General features: G+C 39.4%; 15 protein-coding genes. 4 read left to right on the top strand and 11 right to left on the bottom strand.

All coding sequences use genetic code 11. The features are described from left to right. Positions 1-11: 11 nt before the first annotated feature. Positions 12-1,580 (bottom strand): FMN-binding glutamate synthase family protein, encoded by a 1,569-nt coding sequence (locus QSE00_RS08835; RefSeq protein WP_110357112.1) that lies wholly within the window; start codon positions 1,578-1,580, stop codon positions 12-14. A gap of 130 nt (positions 1,581-1,710) precedes the next feature. Continuing rightward, positions 1,711-2,961: an amidohydrolase gene (locus tag QSE00_RS08830; protein WP_286105726.1), complete on the bottom strand. Its 1,251-nt coding sequence runs from the start codon at positions 2,959-2,961 to the stop codon at positions 1,711-1,713. 280 nt (positions 2,962-3,241) lie between these two features. On the opposite strand from QSE00_RS08830, the gene QSE00_RS08825 reads away from it, so the two are divergent. Continuing rightward, a complete protein-coding gene (locus tag QSE00_RS08825) occupies positions 3,242-5,569 on the top strand; it encodes an ATP-dependent helicase (protein WP_286105649.1) in 2,328 nt (775 codons plus the stop codon). 22 nt (positions 5,570-5,591) lie between these two features. Here the strand turns inward: QSE00_RS08825 and QSE00_RS08820 are convergent, their stop codons facing one another. Then, positions 5,592-6,437 (bottom strand): alpha/beta hydrolase, encoded by an 846-nt coding sequence (locus tag QSE00_RS08820; RefSeq protein ID WP_110357109.1) that lies wholly within the window; start codon positions 6,435-6,437, stop codon positions 5,592-5,594. 47 nt (positions 6,438-6,484) lie between these two features. On the opposite strand from QSE00_RS08820, the gene QSE00_RS08815 reads away from it, so the two are divergent. Beyond that, positions 6,485-7,105 (top strand): L-threonylcarbamoyladenylate synthase, encoded by a 621-nt coding sequence (locus QSE00_RS08815; RefSeq protein ID WP_110357108.1) that lies wholly within the window; start codon positions 6,485-6,487, stop codon positions 7,103-7,105. An 84-nt stretch (positions 7,106-7,189) separates the two neighbouring features. Here the strand turns inward: QSE00_RS08815 and QSE00_RS08810 are convergent, their stop codons facing one another. The 3 genes from QSE00_RS08810 to QSE00_RS08800 all read right to left on the bottom strand — a co-directional run bounded on the left by QSE00_RS08810 (position 7,190) and on the right by QSE00_RS08800 (position 9,739). Next, the gene (locus QSE00_RS08810) at positions 7,190-8,038 is read right to left on the bottom strand and encodes an OmpA/MotB family protein (RefSeq protein WP_031443860.1); all 849 of its coding nucleotides are present in this window, start codon (positions 8,036-8,038) and stop codon (positions 7,190-7,192) included. Between the two features lie 96 nt (positions 8,039-8,134). Next, positions 8,135-9,166, bottom strand: coding sequence for a glycosyltransferase family 2 protein (locus QSE00_RS08805; RefSeq protein ID WP_286105647.1), 1,032 nt, complete (start codon positions 9,164-9,166; stop codon positions 8,135-8,137). Positions 9,167-9,289: 123 nt separating this feature from the next. Then, positions 9,290-9,739: a type I restriction enzyme HsdR N-terminal domain-containing protein gene (locus QSE00_RS08800; protein ID WP_110357107.1), complete on the bottom strand. Its 450-nt coding sequence runs from the start codon at positions 9,737-9,739 to the stop codon at positions 9,290-9,292. 26 nt (positions 9,740-9,765) lie between these two features. On the opposite strand from QSE00_RS08800, the gene holA reads away from it, so the two are divergent. Further along, positions 9,766-10,764 carry a DNA polymerase III subunit delta gene (gene holA, locus QSE00_RS08795; RefSeq protein WP_286105646.1) on the top strand — a complete coding sequence of 333 codons (999 nt, stop codon included), beginning with the start codon at positions 9,766-9,768 and terminating at the stop codon, positions 10,762-10,764. A gap of 115 nt (positions 10,765-10,879) precedes the next feature. On the opposite strand, the gene QSE00_RS08790 is transcribed toward holA, so the two are convergent. From QSE00_RS08790 to uvrA, 5 genes are all read right to left on the bottom strand, one after another. Beyond that, the gene (locus QSE00_RS08790; protein ID WP_110357105.1) at positions 10,880-11,242 is read right to left on the bottom strand and encodes a DoxX family protein; all 363 of its coding nucleotides are present in this window, start codon (positions 11,240-11,242) and stop codon (positions 10,880-10,882) included. 125 nt (positions 11,243-11,367) lie between these two features. After that, positions 11,368-13,779 carry an alpha-ketoacid dehydrogenase subunit alpha/beta gene (locus QSE00_RS08785; protein ID WP_286105725.1) on the bottom strand — a complete coding sequence of 804 codons (2,412 nt, stop codon included), beginning with the start codon at positions 13,777-13,779 and terminating at the stop codon, positions 11,368-11,370. 162 nt (positions 13,780-13,941) lie between these two features. Beyond that, entirely contained in the window at positions 13,942-16,788 is a 2,847-nt protein-coding gene (locus tag QSE00_RS08780) for a gluzincin family metallopeptidase (protein WP_286105645.1), read from the bottom strand. 11 nt (positions 16,789-16,799) lie between these two features. Next, positions 16,800-17,486 (bottom strand): LOG family protein, encoded by a 687-nt coding sequence (locus QSE00_RS08775; RefSeq protein ID WP_110357103.1) that lies wholly within the window; start codon positions 17,484-17,486, stop codon positions 16,800-16,802. 93 nt (positions 17,487-17,579) lie between these two features. After that, complete coding sequence (gene uvrA, locus QSE00_RS08770; protein ID WP_286105724.1) at positions 17,580-20,414, bottom strand: excinuclease ABC subunit UvrA; 2,835 nt, start codon at positions 20,412-20,414, stop codon at positions 17,580-17,582. Positions 20,415-20,535: 121 nt separating this feature from the next. Between uvrA and QSE00_RS08765 the strand changes: the two genes are divergently transcribed. Next, positions 20,536-21,063, top strand: a complete 528-nt coding sequence (locus QSE00_RS08765) for a hypothetical protein (protein ID WP_110357102.1) — start codon at positions 20,536-20,538, stop codon at positions 21,061-21,063. Positions 21,064-21,167 lie beyond the last annotated feature (104 nt).

Genomic DNA, 21,167 nt, shown 5'->3' with positions numbered 1-21,167 from the left:
AAGGGCCAATCTTATTTTTGCATATACTCTTTACCTCCTAAATAAGGACAATTATAAAGATCTTGTAGACCAGAAAAAGGCACTACAACTTTATTATATCCATAAGTTGAGGAGAAAGACCTGTTAAGCTCATTGTCATCCACATTTATCTGAATATCATCCATGGTATACTGACAGGGGTGTTCATAGCCGGAGGCATGGGTTATTTCCAGAAATTCCTTTCTAAAGGTTTTAAAATATTGGGATAATCTGTCCGATTTCAACGGCACATTTATTCCGCCCTGCAACCATTTACTTTGGGTAGCTATCCCTGTTGGACATCGATTCGTATGACAAATTTGCGCCTGAATACAACCAATACTCATCATGGCTTCCCTTGCTACATTTATGCAATCTACACCCATGGCAAATGCCATTGCTGCTTTTGCAGGGAAACCCAATTTCCCACTACCAATGAACACTATTCTTTCGGTAAGATCGTATTTTTTAAATAGTTTATACAGACTGGCAAATCCGTATACCCATGGTAGGGATACATGGTCCGCAAAGCTTGGCGGGGCAGCGCCCGTACCACCTTCACCACCATCAACAGTGATAAAATCCGGGCCTTTTCCTGTTTGGCTCATAAGCTTGGCCAGTTCCTCCCATTGATCCAATTTGCCAATGGCACCCTTTATACCAACAGGAAGGCCTGTTTGTTCCGCAATATCTTCTATTAACTGCATTAGTTCCGATACGGAATTAAAAGCGGAATGGGTAGCTGGTGACAATACATCCTTGCCCATGACAACGCCTCTAATTTCACTTATTTCATGGGTGATTTTAGCAGCCGGCAGTACACCGCCCTTACCTGGTTTTGCTCCCTGGGAGATTTTAATTTCAATAGCCTTGATGCAGGGGTTATCCAAAACCAATTGCTTCATTTTATCCATGGAGAAATTTCCATCTTCACTTCGTACCCCAAAATAACCGGTTCCAAAATGGAAAATAACATCCCCGCCATGTTTATGATATGGAGAGAGTCCTCCTTCCCCGGTATTCTGATAGGCCCCCGCCTTTCGTACACCAATGTTCATAGCATTGACCGCTGCGGCGGATAAGGATCCAAAACTCATGGCAGAGACATTTATTACAGAAGCCGGTCTATATGGTTTTTTACGCTTATTGTAAGCTCCAATGATTTTGGCACAGGGCAAAAAGCAGGGATCGGTAATATTAGGATGGTTCCCCGGAAGCTTATAGGCCATCATTTGGTTCTTAACAAAAATATGTTGATGAGCATAAATGTCACGGTCCGTACCAAAGCCTTCGTAATTATTTTCCTTCTTCGCCGAGGCATATATCCATCCTCTTTCTATACGATTAAATGGAAGTTCTTCCCTGTTATTGGCAACGAAATATTGTCTCATTTCGGGTCCAATACTCTCCAACCAATACCTTAAATGTCCTACAATAGGGAAATTATGCGAAATAGTGTGCCCTTTCTGCACAAAGATATCCCTGATCGCCACTAAAAGTAAAAACACGATTACCCATGCCCACCAAGGTAGGTTAGCAAAGGTATCCAACATTGAATCCATATTTTAAATAAATTTTCTTAATGATTTTTTTGAATTATTTTAGGGTCATTGCAATGACAAATAAACTTTTCGTGCCCACTACAAGTGCCACTATAATTAATTGGGTATACTTATTGGTTCCATAAAAATCTTATTGGTTCAGGAAGTCCAGACTCATTTCCGTTAGTGCCTTTACTCCAAGGATCATTCCATTTTCATCTATGCTGAAGTCGGGGGTATGATGTGGAAAGGACGCTGTATTTCCTGGAGTCATACCACCCAGGAAGAAAAAGAATCCAGGGACCTCATTTTGAAAATAAGAGAAATCCTCACCACCGGTAACGGCTTTTTGTATTTGCACATTATCCTGGCCCGCAACCCTTTTTAGGGTAGGCAACATTTTATCTACAAGCTCCGGATTGTTAAAAGTGATGTCCGTATTACTTTTTATCTCAATGCTGGCCGAACCCCCGTACGCCTTGGCAATGTCGGGTACCATTTCTTTCATCCTCTGGGTAATCTGTTTTTGCATGTCATAGTCCAAGGTCCTAATGGTGCCGATCATTTCGGCACTTTCAGGGATTATATTGAAACGGACACCACTTGTAATTTTGCCCACACTAATTACTGCAGCTTCATTGGTAAGGTTTACTTCCCTACTTATAATGGTTTGTAGACCGTCTATAATCTTAGCACTGATAAGAATGGGATCTACACCCTTCCAAGGTTGTGAGCCATGGGTCTGTTTTCCCTCTACCTGAATAACGAATCGTTGTACGGCCGCCATTAGGCCTTCAGATTTGTATCTTATAACCCCAACTGGGGTAGCGGAGTTGATATGCAGTCCAAAAATAGCATCCACATCCGGATTTTTAAGAACCCCTTCCTTCACCATTAACAGCGCCCCGCCTTCCTCTCCGGGAGGAGGACCTTCTTCGGCAGGTTGAAAAATAAATTTAATGGTGCCTTTAATTTTGTCCCTGTTGTTGGACAGTATTTCCGCAACCCCCATGAGAATGGCAGTGTGGGTGTCATGTCCACAGGCGTGCATAACTCCGACCTTTTGCCCAAGAAATTCCGACGTCACCGTAGATTTAAACGGTAGGTCGTTTCTTTCTGTAACCGGTAAGGCATCAATATCGGCCCTCAAAGCTATAACTTTTCCATTTTTTTTACCTTTTAATATCCCTACAACCCCAGTTTTGGCAATACCTGTTTGTACCTCTATCCCTAAGGATTTCAAATGGGATGCTATTTTCTCAGCAGTATTGAACTCCCTGTTGGACAATTCCGGATTTTGGTGAAAATCCCGTCTCCAATCAATTACCTTTGGTTCAATACTCTTATATTCCTTTTCGAAATTGTATTTCTGCGCCAAGGAATTTAAACAACAAAAAAGCATCGGGACAATAAAATATAACTTCATACAATTAAATGGGATTTAAAATTTTGGATGCCTAAGGCCATAATGTATTAAATACTGAATTAAATTTTTAATAGTTTTACTACTGGCAACATCATAAAAAATACTGTTTTTCGTAAAATTGGAATTATAGGCTAAATATATTGAAATTAGAACTATTAACTCAATTGGATTATCACAAATATTAAAGTTGATTTTTTGATAAGGCTATTTATGGTTAAATTCACCGATTGTAACGAGCTTAATATCTACATACGTTTTGGAGAACTATATTAATGAATTAAATGAAGCCCAAAAGGCTCCTGTACTGCATAAGGACGGGCCCTTAATGGTGATTGCAGGGGCCGGTTCCGGTAAGACAAGGGTATTGACCTACCGCATTGCTTATTTGATGAGCCAGGGAGTGGATTCCTTTAATATTTTGGCTTTGACCTTTACCAATAAAGCCGCTCGGGAAATGAAGAAGCGTATTGCCGATATTGTTGGTACCTCGGAGGCCAAAAACTTATGGATGGGTACTTTTCATTCCGTTTTCGCGAAGCTCTTGCGCTTCGATGGGGATAAATTGGGGTATCCTTCCAATTTCACCATATATGATACCCAAGATTCGCAGCGTCTCCTTTCCGCTATCATAAAGGAAATGGGCTTGGATAAGGATATTTATAAATATAAGCAGGTACAAAATAGGATATCTTCCTATAAGAACAGCCTCATAACGGTAAAGGCATATTATAACAATCCGGATTTGGTAGAGGCCGATGCCATGGCCAAGCGTCCCAGAATGGGAGAGATATATCAGAATTATGTGGATCGGTGCTTTAAGGCTGGTGCCATGGATTTTGATGATCTTCTGTTGCGGACCAACGAGTTGTTGACAAGATTTCCAGAAGTTTTGGCCAAGTATCAGGATAGGTTTAGATATATTCTGGTAGACGAGTACCAGGATACCAACCATTCACAATATTTGATCGTCAAGGCCCTGTCCGATAGGTTTCAGAATATTTGTGTAGTAGGGGATGATGCACAGAGTATATATTCCTTTAGGGGTGCAAACATTAGCAATATTCTAAATTTTCAAAAGGATTATGACAATGTGGGCATGTACCGTTTGGAACAAAACTATAGGTCCACTAAAAATATCGTGAACGCCGCCAACTCCATTATTTCCAAAAACACCAATCAATTGGAGAAAGTCGTATGGACTTCCAATGATGAAGGTCCATTGATAAAGGTTCACCGCAGCCCCACGGATGCAGAGGAAGGAAGATTTGTGGCTGGCTCCATTTTTGAAAATAAAATGCAAAGTCAATTGCCCAATGGTAATTTTGCCGTTTTATACAGAACCAACTCACAATCAAGAGCCATTGAGGATGCCCTTAGAAAAAGGGATATACCATATAGGATTTATGGCGGACTTTCCTTTTATCAACGAAAGGAGATCAAAGACGTGCTTTCCTATTTAAGATTGGTGATCAATCCCAAGGACGAAGAAGCACTTAAACGTGTTATCAATTTTCCGGCCCGTGGCATTGGACAAAGTACCTTGGATAAACTTACCGTTGCCGCAAATCACTACAATCGCTCAATTTTTGAGGTTATGGACAATCTTGAAAGAATAGATTTAAAGATAAATGCCGGTACCAAAAGAAAATTGGGAGACTTTGTCGCCATGATAAAGAGCTTCCAGATCATGAACGAGAGTGCAGATGCCTTTACCCTTGCGGAACATGTCGCCAAAAAATCCGGTGTATTATTGGAATTTAAAAAGGACGGTACTCCCGAAGGCATAGGCAAGATGGAGAACATAGAGGAATTGTTGAACGGTATTAAGGACTTTGTTGAAGGGCAAAAGGAATTGGCAGATGCTAAAGGGGATATAGGCGAGTTTTTAGAGGATGTGGCGCTGGCCACAGATCTCGATAAGGATACCGGAGATGATGACCGAGTGGCTCTAATGACCATTCACTTGGCAAAGGGACTGGAATTCCCACATGTTTATATTGTAGGGATGGAGGAAGATCTTTTCCCATCGGCAATGAGTATGAATACCAGAAGTGAACTGGAAGAGGAAAGACGCTTGTTTTATGTAGCACTGACAAGGGCAGAAAAGCAGGCCTATTTAACCTATACCCAGAATAGATATCGCTGGGGCAAATTGGTAGACGCGGAACCTAGTAGATTTATTGAGGAGATAGATGAAAAATATATAGAAAACCTCACCCCAGTAGTGAGATCCAGATACACCCCTTTAATAGATGTTGATATTTTTGGCGATGTTGATAAAAGCAAATTAAGGCAGAACAAGCCTTTACAGGGAACACCGCCCAGAGGTGTGAAGCCCAATGAAAATCAGTTGCGCAAACTTCGGAAACTAAAGCCCGAACTTGGAACTCCAGTAGGAAACACCAATGCGGTAGACCCCAATCTATCAGAAGGCTCCCTAGTAAACCATACCAGATTTGGTAGGGGAAAAGTACTAAAAATTGAGGGGGTGGGAAATGACAGGAAAGCCGAAATTAAATTTGATAAGGGAGATATTAAAAAGCTATTGCTAAGGTTTGCCAAGTTGGAAGTAATCGGTTCCTAATTTTTTTCTTTGTAATGATAGCTCATAAATGTGCTCGTATAAATGCCTTTAATTTAATTGAAGTGTCCACAAGATCAAGTCCTTCCCAACCATGGCCTCCAGTTGGATAAAGGGTAAATTCGTGTTCCACCTTTAAAACCTTCAATCGGTCCCTTAGTGCAATCCCCTGGGAGTTGGGGATCAATGGGTCCTGAGCTCCATAAAACAATATGGTTGCTGGAGAAGTGGAGGTAACCTGATACAAGGGACTTACTTTTTCCAAAACTTCGGGATTGTTCCCAAATTGATCCAAGATTGTCCTTAAGTCCTGATTTGGAGTATTTAGATATGCCTCGTCCAACAGATTGGTAGGACCAACAATACTACAGACCATCCTAACCTGTTTTTTGAAGTCCTGGGAATAGCTCCATAATAAGGAAAGGTGGGCGCCGGCACTAGCACCAATAAACCCTATTTCCGAAGATATCTGAAACTCTTGGGCCCTGTTACGTAACTGGCTTACCACCAAATTTATATCATCTATTTGCATGGGGTATGGGGGATTGTTGACATCTGCCAACCTATAATTCATGTTTACCACAGCAATCTCCGGTAATTGATTTCTGATAAGATCCTTAAAGGGATCCATTTCCGATTTATCCCCTGCTGCCCATCCTCCCCCATGTACCAAAATAAGTACTTTAGTATCCTTGGTCCTGTTTTGTGGAAGATAAATATCATACTTTTGATGCAAATTGGAACCGTATTCCAAATTGATCATACTTTTGGCCTCCAAGGAGGAAAGATCCGGGGCTACAGAATCTTTTGAACATGAGCTAGTGACCAAAAAAAGGTAATTTAATAGTATGATGAAGACGAACCTATACATAATAATATTATTTATTAAATTGATAACGTCTTTTTTTAACCAATAATATGGCAGAATTAATAAAAATATATCCAGAAAACCCAAATCCCAAGGAGATAAAGAGGGTAGTGGAGGTACTTAGAAAAGGGGGACTGATTATTTATCCAACCGATACCGTGTATGGCTTGGGATGTGATATTACCAACACCAAGGCCTTGGAAAAAATAGCACGGATCAAAGGAGTAAAATTGGCCAAGGCCAATTGGTCCTTTATATGCGCGGATCTCAGTAATCTTTCGGATTACGTAAGACAAATAAATACCTCTACTTTTAAAATTCTCAAGCGGGCCCTACCCGGACCTTATACTTTTATTCTTCCGGGCAATAACAACCTGCCCAAAGAATTTAAAAAGAAAAAAACGGTGGGTATTCGTATACCCGACAATTCCATTGCCAGGACTTTGGTCGAAACCTTGGGAAATCCTATAGTTTCAACCTCCATTCACGATGAAGATGAGCTGTTGGAATACACTACCGATCCGGAACTTATTTTTGAAAAATGGGAGAACCTTGTAGATGTGGTAATAGATGGTGGATACGGGGACAATGTTGCCTCTACGGTGATCGATCTTTCGGAAGATGAGCCCATTATTGTAAGGGAAGGCAAAGGCAGTTTGGATATATTTTAAAAACAAAGAAGGTTTTCCACACCGTAAAGAACAAAAAAAAAGCGACCCATAAGGTCGCTTTTTAAGTTATTCAAACTATTGCTCTTAGTTGATCTTAGGATCTTTCATTCCCTCTTCGATCATGCTATAGAATTGATCAATTTTTGGAAGTACAACAATACGTGTTCTTCTATTCTTAGCCTTGTCTGTTGGGGAAACAGGAATATATTCTCCTCTTCCTGCAGCAGTCATACGCTTAGGATCAACACCGTAATCTTTTTGCAAAATACGTACTACTGAAGTTGCGCGCTTTACACTCAAATCCCAGTTGTCATATAAAACTCCACTGTTGTATGGATCGGTATCGGTATGACCTTCCACCATAAATTCGAAATCTGGTTTATTGTTAACCACTTGGGCAACTTTACCTAAAATTTCCTTAGCTCTCTGGGTTACGTTAAAGCTACCGCTTCTAAATAAAAGTTTGTCAGAAATAGAAACAAATACCACTCCTTTTTCTACACTGATTTCAATGTCCTCATCATCCAAGTTTCCAAGAACACCTTTTAAACTTTGTACCAAAGCCAAGTTAACGGAATCCCTTCTTGTAATGGCATCGTTAAGCTTTCTTATAGTCAGATCCTTTTCCTTTAAACTTTCCAAGGATTTCTCCAAGTTATCGGCACCTTTACTAGTAAGCGTAGTAAGGTTGCCCATATTGTTTATCAAATCTTGGTTATTGGCTTTAAGGAAGGCATTCTGATCTTCCAAAGTCTGCATTTTTGAAGTTGCAGCAGCCTTATCTTCTAAACAGGTGTTTAATTTAACTGTCGCGGAATTTAATAAATCCTGTGCTTCTTTCGCCTTGGCCTCCATATCCGCATATTTCTTCTGCGATACACATGAAGACAATAAAAGGGTAATACCTAAACAGCCTAAAATGATTTTTCTCATAGTTATGATAATAGAATTAATAATTTATAATTTAATAGGTTCGTTTTAATGTTGGCAAAATTATATAAAACGCAATATTATGCGAGACCAATTTAGTTAATCTTTTACTAAATTGTTAAATATTTTTACATGATTTATATAATAAGCCCAAACAATAGATTTTACAACATAGTAATTAGCTGTAAAATAGGACTTTTCACGCTTCTTGTAAATGGCCCAAAAATTTTTGTAAAAACTAAAATGGGCCATTAAAATAGCCCAAAAATGCTTAAATCTACCCTGAAGGATAAAATTGAGGCCGGCCAGACCATCCAAAATCATTCTTGTGAGTACTATTGGGAATACCTTTCGCAAAGGTAGGTTCTTAACAAGGGAATAGAGGGAATTTCTGAAGTTTAAAAAAGTCTTTTTAGGATCCATACTACCCAAGGTTGAACCACCTAAATGATATACCTCCGAACCTCCCACATAAAAAACCTTATATCCCTTATTTTTAGCCCTCCAACATAGGTCTACTTCTTCCTGATGGGCAAAATAATCCTCGTCAAATCCATTTAGCTCCTTGAATACCTCTTTCTTAAGAAACAAACACGCTCCAGTGGCCCAAAATATTTCCTTTACATCATTATATTGGCCATTGTCCGCTTCCAATTCATTAAAGATGCGTCCGCGGCAAAAGGGATAACCAAACTTATCAATAAAACCGCCCGCGGCTCCCGCGTACTCAAAATGTCCCTTTTTTTTAAAATCCAATATTTTTGGTTGCACAATAGCCGCCATCGGGTTGTTCTCAAATTCCCCAATTATTGGGATAAGCCAATCCTTGGTTACTTCCACATCAGAATTCAAAAGGCAATATATATCGGCATCAATATTGGGCAAAGCATCATTGTACCCCTTGGCATAGCCGCCATTGCCCGAATTTCTAATGATACCTACCTGTGGATATCTATTTTTTAAAAAGGCTATGGAGCCATCTGTGGATGCATTGTCAGCGACATAAATATCGGCCTCCTTGGAGAATTCCGTTACGGAAGGAAGAAACTTTTCCAAAAGTGCCTCTCCGTTCCAATTAAGTATAACTACTGCGATTTTCAACATATTCCACCATGCCCAAAGAATAGGCATCTATTCAAATTAATAAGTTCTGATTAAGATGGCAATGTAAAGAAATATTTTATAAATGACTATGGATATTTTGATAACCCATGGTCGAAGCCCATAAACTATAGTGGGATAGTTACTTGTCCCTTACCTAGGTCTATAATCGGGAATATCCGTAAGGAAACTATATTGTTCCCTATCGAAATCCATGCTACAAAAAAAATGATCCAGACCATTGGTGACCATTAGATATTTGGCTTTGAGCAAAAGGTTATAACGGGCAATTTGGTCAAAGACCACTTGGTCAATTTTAGTGTCGGGCGATTTACATTCTACCAGAATTTCGATACTCCCGTCCGGATTGAAGACCACTACATCGTATCTTTTTTTTAAATTATTAATTAGCAATTGCTTTTCAACGTTGATATGGGCCTTGGGGTAATTTTTGTCGGAAATTAGATTGTGCACTACATGCTGCCTTACCCATTCTTCGGGTTGGAGCACCACAAATTTTTTACGTATGACATCAAAAATATAGATTTTATTTTCCCTATTTTTGAATCGAAAGGGATAGGACGGATAGTTTAATGGTTGCATTGTGCAAAGTTGATGATTTTTTTTAGATGGACGAGGTAAAACAAATTGTAGGCAATATAAAAAAAGGAAATATAGCACCCATATATTTTCTAACGGGCGAAGAACCATATTATATAGATAAGATATCGGAGTATATTGAAAAAAATGTCCTGACAGAGGAAGAACGTGGTTTTAATCAGGTGGTGCTATACGGTAAGGAAATTACGATAGAGGATATAGTGGGCAACGCCAAGAGATATCCCATGATGTCCGAACGCCAAGTGGTCATTGTGAAAGAGGCACAACATTTATCCCGTACCATAGAAAACCTTGTTCCCTATGCCGACCAACCCCAACCCTCCACAGTACTTGTATTATGTTACAAATACAACAAGCTGGATAAACGCAAGAAATTGTATAAATCCATAAAGAAATCGGGGGTAATATTTGAAGGTAAAAAATTATATGAAAATCAGGTCGGGGATTGGATTAAAAAGTCCCTACATTCAAGAGGTTATGGTATTACTTTCAAGGCGGCCAATTTATTGGTCGAGTTTCTTGGCACCGATTTAGGCAAGATAGATAAGGAGCTTGAAAAATTGTGTTTGGTGGTACCAAAAGGAGTTGAAGTTAACCCCGAAGCCATAGAATCAAATATTGGAATAAGTAAGGATTACAACAATTTTGAACTAAAAAAAGCCATTGGGGAAAGGGACGTTGAAAAGGCCACGAGAATTGTCAATTATTTTGCCCAAAATCCAAAGGACAATCCCTTTGTGCTAACAATAACGCTTTTATATTCGTTTTTTATACAGCTACTTTCTTATCACGGCTTAAAGGACCACTCACCAAAAAATGTCTCCACGGCCTTGGGTATACGGCCGTTTTTTGTTTCGGAAATTCAGACGGCCGCAAGAAATTATCCCATGAGGCGTGTCAGTGAGATTATTTCCGGCCTAAGGGAATTGGATGTCAAGGGAAAAGGAGTGGGGTCCAACATTTCGCAGGCCGACTTACTAAAAGAGTTGTTGATCAAAGTATTCTAAAACCTTTAATGTTTGAATCTCCCTAAAACTACCTTCATGAAATGTTAGGAAAAAATCTTGGAAATAAAAATTACGGGAACCAGAAGGTCTTGGACAATAGATCTATCGATCAGATTTACTTCTTGTCCAGGCTATATTTTCCAGGCCCCAATAAAAGTATTGAAATAAAGGCAATCAAAAATAAAATGGCCTTTTCCTTAACATTATAGGGGTCCGCACTATGTACTATCAAGACAGCCACCAACATGGTGATAATTGTAGGTACTGTTGCCCAACGTGTTTTAAAACCGACAATAATTAAAATAGGACAGACAAACTCTCCTATAACCGCAAGAAATAGGGAAGGGGCGGCACCAATTCCAATGGGATCTCCAAATTCAAAATTACCACCAATTAGTTTTTGAAATTTAGGTAGTCCGTGGGTTAGCATTAAAATAGCGGAAGCAATACGAAGAAATAGTAGGCCTAGGTCTCTCATTGGGGGAATAGCTTTTAGAATAAATTAATAATGTTATTGCGCCTAAAAGTAATTATTTGTTTTTTAAAAACAAAAGGAATTATAGCTGATCAATTTTTTCAGAAATATCGATATGGATTCCACGGTTATCGCAACTCGGGGAAATCCATAGGATTTGATTCATGCATTATGTCATAAACCTTTTCAAAGATATCCTCGGCGTTAGGCTTGGAGAAATAGTCGCCATCCGTGGCGTAGGCGGGCCTATGGGGCTTTGCCGTAAGGGTTTGGGGGGCACTGTCCAAATACTTATACGCTCCCTGTTTCTCAATAATTTCATGAGTTAAATAGGCTGAGCAACCTCCAGGCACATCTTCGTCTATAACCAACAACCTGCTGGTTTTTTTAACACTCTTAAGTACGTCTTGTCGCAAATCGAACGGCAATAAACTTTGTGCATCCACAACTTCGGCATCTATCCCCACATCTTTAAGTTCTTCAGCTGCTTGCAGCACTATTCTTAGGGTAGATCCATAGGAAAGTAAAGTAATATCCGTTCCGGTTCTAACTACTTCAACAATTCCGATAGGTGTACATAAATCCCCAAGGTTATTGGGTTTGGGCTCCTTCAATCGATAACCGTTTAAACTCTCGATCAACAAGGCCGGCTCATTTCCCTTCATAAGGGTGTTATAAAAACCTGCCGCCTTGGTCATATTTCTCGGCACTAAAATATACATGCCCCGCAATAAGTGTATTAAACCACCCATTTGCGAACCAGAATGCCATATCCCTTCCAATCGGTGTCCACGGGTCCTAACTATTAATGGTGCCCTTTGTTTACCAACCGTCCTATAGAGTAGAGTGGCCAAATCATCGGTCAAGGTAAAAAGTGCATAGAAAATGTAATCCAAATATTGAATTTCGGCAATTGGGCGTATACCTCTCATTGCCATCCCTATACCTTGCCCAATTATACTAGCCTCCCTAATACCAACATCGGCGACCCGAAGTTCTCCATATTTCTTTTGTAATCCTTCCAATCCTTGATTAACATCCCCTATGGTTCCACTATCTTCCCCAAATATCAATGCTTGGGAGTATCTTTCAAAAAGAGAATCAAAATTGTCCCTAAGAATTATTCTCCCATCCACTTCCTCCGGGTCCGCATCATACGTAGGGGGTACCTCAGGAACACTCAAGGCGTTGTTGCTTTGTTCGTTATACAAATAGGAACTGAACTTGGTTTGGGATTCCTCTAAAAAATTCCTGGTCCAAGCGGCCAAAAGGTCTTTTTCCTTACTGTTTTCACCCAATAAATATCGCATTGCCTTTCTAGCCTTGGAAGCCATATCCTTTTTTATGGGCTCTTCAATAGCTATTAAATCGTTCTTTAGTTTGGTGATAAAAATTTTGTTTTCACTGGAATTGGCTGCATTCTCCAATAAGTTCACCAATATTTTTTTCTGTTCCTTATGGGGGGCCAAAAACTCTTCCCAAGCTTCTTTACGAGCGCTTCTAACCTGTCTCTTGATATTCTTTTCTAGGGTTTTTAAATCTTCTTCAGTGGAAATACCATTTTCCAATATCCATTCCCTATATCGCTTGTTGCAATCATTGTCCCTTTCCCATTGTAAACGTTCCTCACTCTTATAACGCTCATGTGAACCCGAGGTAGAATGTCCCTGTGGTTGTGTTAGTTCGGTTATATGGATAATTACCGGAACGTGTTCGTCCCTCGCTATATCCGAGGCGTTTTCATAGGCATGGATCAGGGCCGTATAATCCCAACCCTTAACTTTTAAGATCTCGTAACCCGCATTGTCCTTGTCCCGTTGAAAACCGACTAAAATCTTTGATATATCCTCCTTGGTGGTCTGGTGTTTGGCATGGACGGAAATACCGTAATTGTCATCCCAAATACTGATTACCATTGGCACTTGTAATACCCCGGCCGCATTTATGGTTTCGAAAAAAACACCTTCACTGGTACTGGCATTACCAATAGTTCCCCAAGCCACTTCATTTCCATTATCTGAAAATTTAGAACTGTGCCTAACCTTAACGTTCCTATATATTTTGGATGCCTGGGCCAGGCCTAGCAATCTTGGCATTTGCCCTGCAGTACAAGAAATATCGGCACTACTGTTCTTTTGTTTGGTGAGGTCCCTCCAGCTGCCGTCCTCATTTAGACTATAGGTGGTGAAGTGACCTCCCATTTGTCTTCCTGCACTCATGGTTTCTTTGGTTATATCGGTAGTGGCATATAACCCATGGAAAAATTCCTTTGGGGTAAGCAGCCCCAAGGCCATCATAAAAGTTTGATCCCTATAATATCCACTTCTAAAATCCCCATCCCTAAAAGATCTGGCCATGGCCAATTGTGGAAGCTCCTTACCATCTCCGAAAATTCCAAATTTAGCCTTCCCGGTGAGAACTTCCCTTCTTCCCAAAAGACTACATTCCCTACTAGTAACGGCAATTTCATAGTCTTTCAAAATTTGTAATTGAAAATCGTCAAATGAAATATCGTTGCTTGCTTCGGAATCTATATTCATTACGTTATTGATGGTTTCTCGCAAAAATATCAAATCAATATGGTTTTTGCAACCAATAGCAGCGGATAATAATTAATAATTCTTTAAAGAAAATCGAAGAGTATTTTTAAATATTGATAATATCGTAAAAATAGTGTCAATATTTAAGAATATATTAATATTTTAAAACCATTTTCTCGTAAATAATCCGGTTAAAGTCCTTGGACTAAAGGTTATAACAAATCTGATTTTTTGATCGTATTGTGGTTGTGAAATCTCCCAGCCATTGTTGGAGTACAACGGAAAATAAAGTTCAAAATAATCTGTCAACAAGTTTAAACGAATACCGGAATCGTAGACAAAGCGTTCTTTTAAACCTTTATTTTTCACAAAACCAAGATCACCGTAGACTTCTATCCATCGCCATATATTTACACTGGTATTTATGGTTGCCATCCAATCATTGGCAAACGGGTTTTGCAATTTGGATTTAAACCCGCCCTCGGCAACTATAATCTGTTGACTATAGATTCCCGAGCCTTCCGATCTACCCAAATATTCATAATCAAACAGGTAATCTGTTGGCCTATCGAGGGCAAAACTGAAAAAGTCCGTACTTCCCGCCGTTTCGTTTCTGAGAAACTTCCCGGCAAAAAAGCGTAAATTAAACTGCCTATTGTTCTCGAAAAGTTTTCGGTATTCCAATTCATACGCAAGCTTGGTAAATTTATTGGAATACTGCGCATCAACCGACCAGGATAGATAGTTGATTATATTATTGGTGGTATTATAGTATTTTGCGTTGAACACATTATAGTCCGGATCCGTTTCCAACCCCAAGGACTGTAAACTTGGATCTATATCCCTAAAAACACTAACGGACCTAATTATCAAAGCTTCCCTCTGGTTCAATAAAAGATTGTTGGGCCTCCAGCCAAAACCTATAGAAGGGCTCACAGTACTGTAACGGGAATTCTCCCGAAAGTGTGAGGTGGAGCCCCTAAGGGAATAGTTGGTAACGTACAGACCACTTTTCCCGTGGTATTGACGGAAATTAAACTTGCCGTAACCTACAAAAGTCTTTTCATTGGGAGCATAGGAAGGGGCCAGATCAAAAACAAACGGCCTTTCCAACAACGTTTTGTTGTGTAATCTCATCCCTGGGGAAAGTCCGTCATACTTGTTGAATCCAAGGACCGGGACATAAAAAACCTGATTGTAATACGGATCCTCGGCATCTTTGAAAAATTGAAATTTCAGTTTTTTATTACTGGAAAAGAATCCGTTCAAAGATTTCCAATTATCCCTTTGATTAAATTCCGGAATGGTCTGGTCATAATTCAAAACTAAACGATCTTCCCCGTTCCTGGGAATTGTAAAGGCCTGTTGATCGCTAATATTTGTAAACCAATAATTTGAAACAACGGTATCATTTTTTATTCCAAAAAGGGAAATGGGTACATTGGTGCCTTCCTTGTTCTTTAGGATGACCACGAGCGAGTCCTCCATTTTTTGTACTTTTTTAATTTTAAAGTCGATTTTTTGGGTGGTGGATACATATTCATCAAAAAACCAATTGATATCCTTATCCGAGTTTTCAACAACTATAAATTTAAAATCTGCGGCGGTACATGGTTTTAATCTATAATTTATATAGAATTCCTTTACACTGCGATCTACATGCTCCTTACCCGTATAATCGGCCAAATATGCCAACCCCAATCCTGCCTTGTATCTGTTGGCTATTTTTTGATTGAACTTTACGAGCGAATCGTTGGGAGTAGTAAGGGATTGATCAATGTTTCTTCTGGCCGACAACATATGGAGCAGGGGATACTGTTCGTTAAAATCCATTTTGGCCAGATGAAAATTTCGTATCCCCCAAATACTGGATAATTTGCCCAACAGTTTTTGATCAGGATAGAATTCCTCCACAAAACCGATCATCAAATAGTTGAGAATAGCATCGGTAACCCATTTTTCCTTTCTTGGATCCAGGAACATGGTTTCCCTAATAAAGCTGTTAAGGGCGGTTTTGAGAAATTTCATTTCAAATTGAAACTGTTCCTCATAGGGCCGAATAAAGCTCGGTAATTGGTTGATGCCATACAAGGGGTCCTTATTATAATCCAATTCAGAGACCAACAATTGTTTATGTGGGAAATCGCCCAAATTTTCATAGATATATTTGGATATCCGATTGATGGAGATTCCCGAAGATATTTCGTCATATTTCGGAGACCGGAGATTGGTCAAAATAGTTATATCCGGGGTTACATGCTTTACAAATTGATTGGAAGGCCTTATAATGATCTCCCCACTTTTTTGATTAATACCTTGAAAATAAACATGTTGCACATCACCTTCTTCCTTTTTGCCCAATTCATGAAAATTGGAGACCGCAAATAAATTATGGGGTATAATAAGTTCTATGGATGTATTGGCCATATCCGTATAAAGATCTTCCAAATTCTTGTTGGAATATAAATGCCATTCCCCGTCATAAACGGCAGGGGTAAGGTACCAATCCTTTAAATAATAGCCTCCCTTATTATCGTAGCCGTAGGTAGTGAATTTATCCGAAGGCAATTTCACCCTATAGGTAATAAATATTTTGGTAGATGTGTTAGGGGGTAGGGGATGGTTTAGATTAATCTTAATAATATCCCTGCCAGGGGCATACTCCCAATCCAAACCTTGGTAATTATCATCAACGGTACTAGTAATTTTTGTATTCCCCCTTTCAACCTCCTTGGCAAGATGTAGTCCCTTCTTAAATTCTTCGGAAAATCTCTTGGCCAAGGCCGTATTTTTATTGGCATAGGCATTGGCCCAATCATTAAAGTAAATAAACTGTAAAGTATCCTTGGAATTGTTTAGATAGACAATTTCTTGTTGAATATTGAAAGTCTTACTTTCGACATCCAAGGTGGCTGAAAGTTTATTGGAATGTTGGGCAACGGACAGTCCATTGATACAAAGGATTATCAACAATAAAATAGGTTTCCGAATGTATACCAATTTCCTCAAGAATCTTGCATTTAGAAATTAGGGCTCAATATATTTCCTTTGTAAAAGGAATCTATTATATCCACCACTTCTTCCTCCGAATCAACTATTTGAATTAAATCCAGATCATTTGGGCTAATATTTCCAATATTTAGCATAGAATCCTTAATCCAATCCATTAATCCATTCCAAAACTCCGAGCCTACCAAAATAATAGGGAATTTTTCTATTTTGTTGGTCTGTATCAGTGTAATTGCTTCAAAAAGTTCGTCCAATGTACCAAAACCACCGGGCATAACCACAAAGCCCTGTGAGTATTTTACAAACATAACCTTGCGGACAAAGAAATAGTCGAAATCCAAACTTTTATCCCCGTCAATATAGGGATTGTCATGTTGTTCAAAAGGTAAATCAATGTTCAGGCCAACGGAGGTGCCACCTGCCAAATGTGCGCCCCTGTTTCCGGCCTCCATTATTCCCGGACCGCCTCCTGTAATAATTCCATAACCGGCTTCGGCAATACTCTTGGCCACACTCACCGCCAGTTCATAGTATTTGTCACCTGGTTTGGTACGTGCGGATCCAAAGACGGAAACACATGGGCCTATAGCGCTCATTTTTTCAAATCCGTTCACAAACTCGCCCATAATCTTGAATAGGGCCCAGGAATCGTTGGTTTTTATCTCATTCCATCCTTTGTGATGCTGCTCTTTTCTCATGTTAAATTTTATCCTTAATCAATTTAGACTATTATTTTCATAACCTTATAATCCTGTTTTCATGAAAATAGTATCTTTTGTTGACAGTTAATTTCACAAACCTAATTCTTTTCTTAGAAATTTTGAGGTGTAACTCTTTTTATCCTTGGCCACCTCCTCTGGAGTTCCTTCTGCAACTACCATACCACCATTGCGACCACCTTCGTATCCAATATCGATAATATGGTCTACCATTTTTATAACGTCCATATTATGTTCAATTACCAAGACGGTATTTCCCTTGTTTACAAGCTTATTAAGTACGTGCATCAATACCCTAATATCTTCAAAATGTAGACCGGTTGTTGGTTCGTCCAGAATATAAAAGGTATTTCCAGTATCTCTTTTGGATAGTTCCGTAGCCAACTTTATACGCTGCGCTTCACCACCGGATAGGGTGGTAGATTGCTGTCCAAGGGATATATATCCCAGCCCTACATCTTGAATAGTCTTTAATTTGCGATAGATCTTGGGGATATTCTCAAAAAAATCAACAGATTCGTTTATGGTCATTTCCAGAACATCGGCTATAGATTTACCCTTATACCGTATCTCCAAGGTTTCCCTGTTGAACCGCTTTCCATGACAGGTCTCGCATTCAACATATACATCTGGCAAAAAATTCATTTCAATTACCCTGAGACCTCCACCTTGGCATGTTTCACAACGTCCGCCCGTAACATTAAAACTAAAACGACCAGGTTTATATCCCCTAATGGAGGCTTCTTGGGTCTTGGCAAAAAGGGACCTTATTTCGCTAAAGACACCGGTATAGGTAGCAGGATTGGATCTTGGGGTTCTTCCTATGGGAGACTGGTTAATGTCTATAACCTTGTCTATATGATCCAAACCTTTAATTTTTTTGTAAGGCATCGGGATTTTTACCCCATTAAAATAATACGCATTTAAAATGGGATATAAGGTTTCGTTGATCAGGGTAGATTTACCACTGCCGGAAACACCGGTAACCCCGATCATTTTTCCCAAAGGAAAACGCACCGAAACGTTTTTAAGATTATTTCCGGAACAACCGGATAATTCCAGACTGTTTCCATTCCCTTCCCTGCGTTTTTTAGGAACTTCTATTTTTAATTTTCCGGTAATATAATCGGCCGTTAGGGTATGGTGGTCTTTAAGGGCCTCCGGACTTCCTTCCGAAATTATTTCCCCACCGTGCTTTCCTGCCTTGGGGCCAATATCTATAACATGGTCTGCCCGTTCTATCATATCGCGGTCATGCTCAACCACAATTACTGAATTGCCTAGGTCTCTGAGCGATTCCAAAGACTTTATTAAACGCTCATTATCCCTTTGGTGCAATCCAATACTGGGCTCGTCCAAGATATAAAGAACGCCAACCAATTGCGACCCAATTTGGGTGGCCAATCTAATACGCTGTGCTTCCCCACCGGACAGGGATTTACTACTTCTGTTCAAAGAGAGGTAATCCAGGCCAACATCCAATAGAAATTGAACCCTTGTTTTGATCTCCTTTATAATTTCCTCGGCAATTTTTAATTGGTTGCCTTCCATTTTTTTTTCCAGTCCGCTAAAGAAATCCGCCAATTCCGAAATGTCCAAATTGGAGAGATCGGCAATATTTCTGTTGTCTATCTTAAAATATAAGGACTCTTGCTTCAATCTAGTGCCTTCACAGCTGGGACACTTAATTTTATCCATATATTCCTTGGCCCAACGTTTAATGGAAGTAGAGTTGGCCTCATGGAATTGACTCTTGATAAAATTCGATATCCCTTCGTAATCTATTTTGTAAACGCGTTTTACACCCAAGGTTTTTGAGTCCACCTCAAAACTCTCCTTACCACCGTAGAGCAATATTTGAAGAGCTTCGGACGGTATTTTCGATATCGGGTCCGTAAGTTCAAAATTATACCTTTGGGCTATAGTCTCAATCTGCTTAAAGGCCCATGAATTTTTATATTCCCCCAAAGGGGCAATACCACCAGCCTTAATGGACAATTTTTTACTAGGAAAAATTTTATTTTCATTAACCTCATAAACGTGACCCAGTCCATTGCAATCAGGACACATACCTTTTGGTGAATTAAAGGAAAAAGTATTGGGTTCCGGGGAAGGGTATGATATTCCAGTGGTTGGGCACATTAAATCCCTACTAAAATAACGCGGTACTTCGGTTCCTTCCTCTAAAATCATCAATACATTTTCACCACTGTACATGGCCGTATTAATAGTTTCTGAAATACGCTTATCCAATTCTGTACTCTCCTCTATTTTGAGTCGGTCTATAACAATCTCGATATCGTGGGTCTTATAACGATCCACTTTCATACCCTTTGCGATATCCTTGATTTCCCCATCTACCCTTACCTTGACAAAGCCTTGTTTCGCAATCTGTTCGAATAGTTCCCTGTAGTGCCCCTTTCTGGACTTGATGATCGGGGCCAATATATTTATTTTCTTGCCTTTGTAAGAGGATATGATCAAATCCTTAATTTGTTCATCATCATAGCTAACCATCTTCTCCCCGGTATTGTAGCTATAGGCATCACTGGCCCTGGCAAATAAAAGTCTAAGAAAATCATATATTTCGGTAATAGTACCTACAGTAGACCTTGGGGATTTTGAAGTCGTCTTTTGCTCAATGGCAATTACCGGTGATAGACCATCTATCTTGTCCACATCCGGGCGCTCCAATCCCCCCAAAAACTGTCGGGCATAGGCCGAAAAAGTTTCAATATAACGTCTCTGTCCTTCAGCATATATGGTGTCAAAGGCCAAGGAGGATTTGCCGCTTCCGGACAGTCCGGTTATAACAACAAGCTTTTCCCTGGGTATGGTAACATCTATATTTTTAAGGTTGTGCACTCGAGCGCCCTTAACCTCAATATTCTCTTCGTAATTGATCATTTTCATAGCAATGTGCGAAGTTACGACTTTGATACCTAAAAATGAAGAAGGGGCTATTTAGTTTTTTGTAGATTAAAAGCTTAACTATAAATTAGCATTTTTAACCTTAAAATATTTTTTAATGCAACTTTTAGGAATAGGTTCCCGGATTAATCACAGTGAATACGGTAAAGGAGTAGTTACCAATGTAACGTCTAAGCATTATTGGGTTACTTTTATAGACAAAGGATTGGAAACCATAGATTTGGATTCGAATTTTGAAGTTGTGGAGGCAGTGGAGGACGAAGTGGATACCATTAGCTTTTCCGAAGTGGAACAATCGTTGATTTCTATATTAAGACGTTGGAGCGATGCCAGTTCCATTACCCCGATTGCCGATAAATGGAAAGGGGGGAGTCTGGTTTTAAAACCCGGCGATTCCAACTTGTCTGAAAAAGAAATTCCAATGGATACCTTTTTTCACAAAATAGTCATGGTCAGGGACCGAATTAGGGTAATGGAGCAAAAAATAAACAGCAGTAAAAATTTGGATGACCAGGAAAAGGTGGACCTGCAACAATATATAACAAGGATTTATGGCAGCTTAACTACGTTTAACGTACTTTTTAAAAATCAGAGCGATAATTTTGTAGGGGAAAGAACCAAGTAAGCTTACCTAGAAATTAAAACTTTAATTCAATTCCAATGTACTGCATATAAACAGGATTTATACTTTAAATAGTATTGGCTATTCCATAATGAAAAAAAGGGACG

The organism is Arenibacter flavimaris, from assembly GCF_030291335.1.
Taxonomy (GTDB): domain Bacteria; phylum Bacteroidota; class Bacteroidia; order Flavobacteriales; family Flavobacteriaceae; genus Arenibacter.
This window is presented reverse-complemented; position numbering and strand designations above follow the sequence as displayed.

Bases quoted from the DNA above. Each gene is read 5' to 3' on its own strand.
- QSE00_RS08835 (WP_110357112.1), bottom strand. From the start codon at position 1,580: ATGGATTCAATGTTGGATACCTTTGCTAACCTACCTTGGTGGGCATGG.
- QSE00_RS08830 (WP_286105726.1), bottom strand. From the start codon at position 2,961: ATGCTTTTTTGTTGTTTAAATTCCTTGGCGCAGAAATACAATTTCGAA.
- QSE00_RS08820 (WP_110357109.1), bottom strand. From the start codon at position 6,437: ATGTATAGGTTCGTCTTCATCATACTATTAAATTACCTTTTTTTGGTC.
- QSE00_RS08815 (WP_110357108.1), top strand. From the start codon at position 6,485: ATGGCAGAATTAATAAAAATATATCCAGAAAACCCAAATCCCAAGGAG.
- QSE00_RS08810 (WP_031443860.1), bottom strand. From the start codon at position 8,038: ATGAGAAAAATCATTTTAGGCTGTTTAGGTATTACCCTTTTATTGTCT.
- QSE00_RS08805 (WP_286105647.1), bottom strand. From the start codon at position 9,166: ATGCCTATTCTTTGGGCATGGTGGAATATGTTGAAAATCGCAGTAGTT.
- QSE00_RS08800 (WP_110357107.1), bottom strand. From the start codon at position 9,739: ATGCAACCATTAAACTATCCGTCCTATCCCTTTCGATTCAAAAATAGG.
- holA (WP_286105646.1), top strand. From the start codon at position 9,766: ATGGACGAGGTAAAACAAATTGTAGGCAATATAAAAAAAGGAAATATA.
- QSE00_RS08790 (WP_110357105.1), bottom strand. From the start codon at position 11,242: ATGAGAGACCTAGGCCTACTATTTCTTCGTATTGCTTCCGCTATTTTA.
- QSE00_RS08785 (WP_286105725.1), bottom strand. From the start codon at position 13,779: ATGAATATAGATTCCGAAGCAAGCAACGATATTTCATTTGACGATTTT.
- QSE00_RS08775 (WP_110357103.1), bottom strand. From the start codon at position 17,486: ATGAGAAAAGAGCAGCATCACAAAGGATGGAATGAGATAAAAACCAAC.
- uvrA (WP_286105724.1), bottom strand. From the start codon at position 20,414: ATGATCAATTACGAAGAGAATATTGAGGTTAAGGGCGCTCGAGTGCAC.
- QSE00_RS08765 (WP_110357102.1), top strand. From the start codon at position 20,536: ATGCAACTTTTAGGAATAGGTTCCCGGATTAATCACAGTGAATACGGT.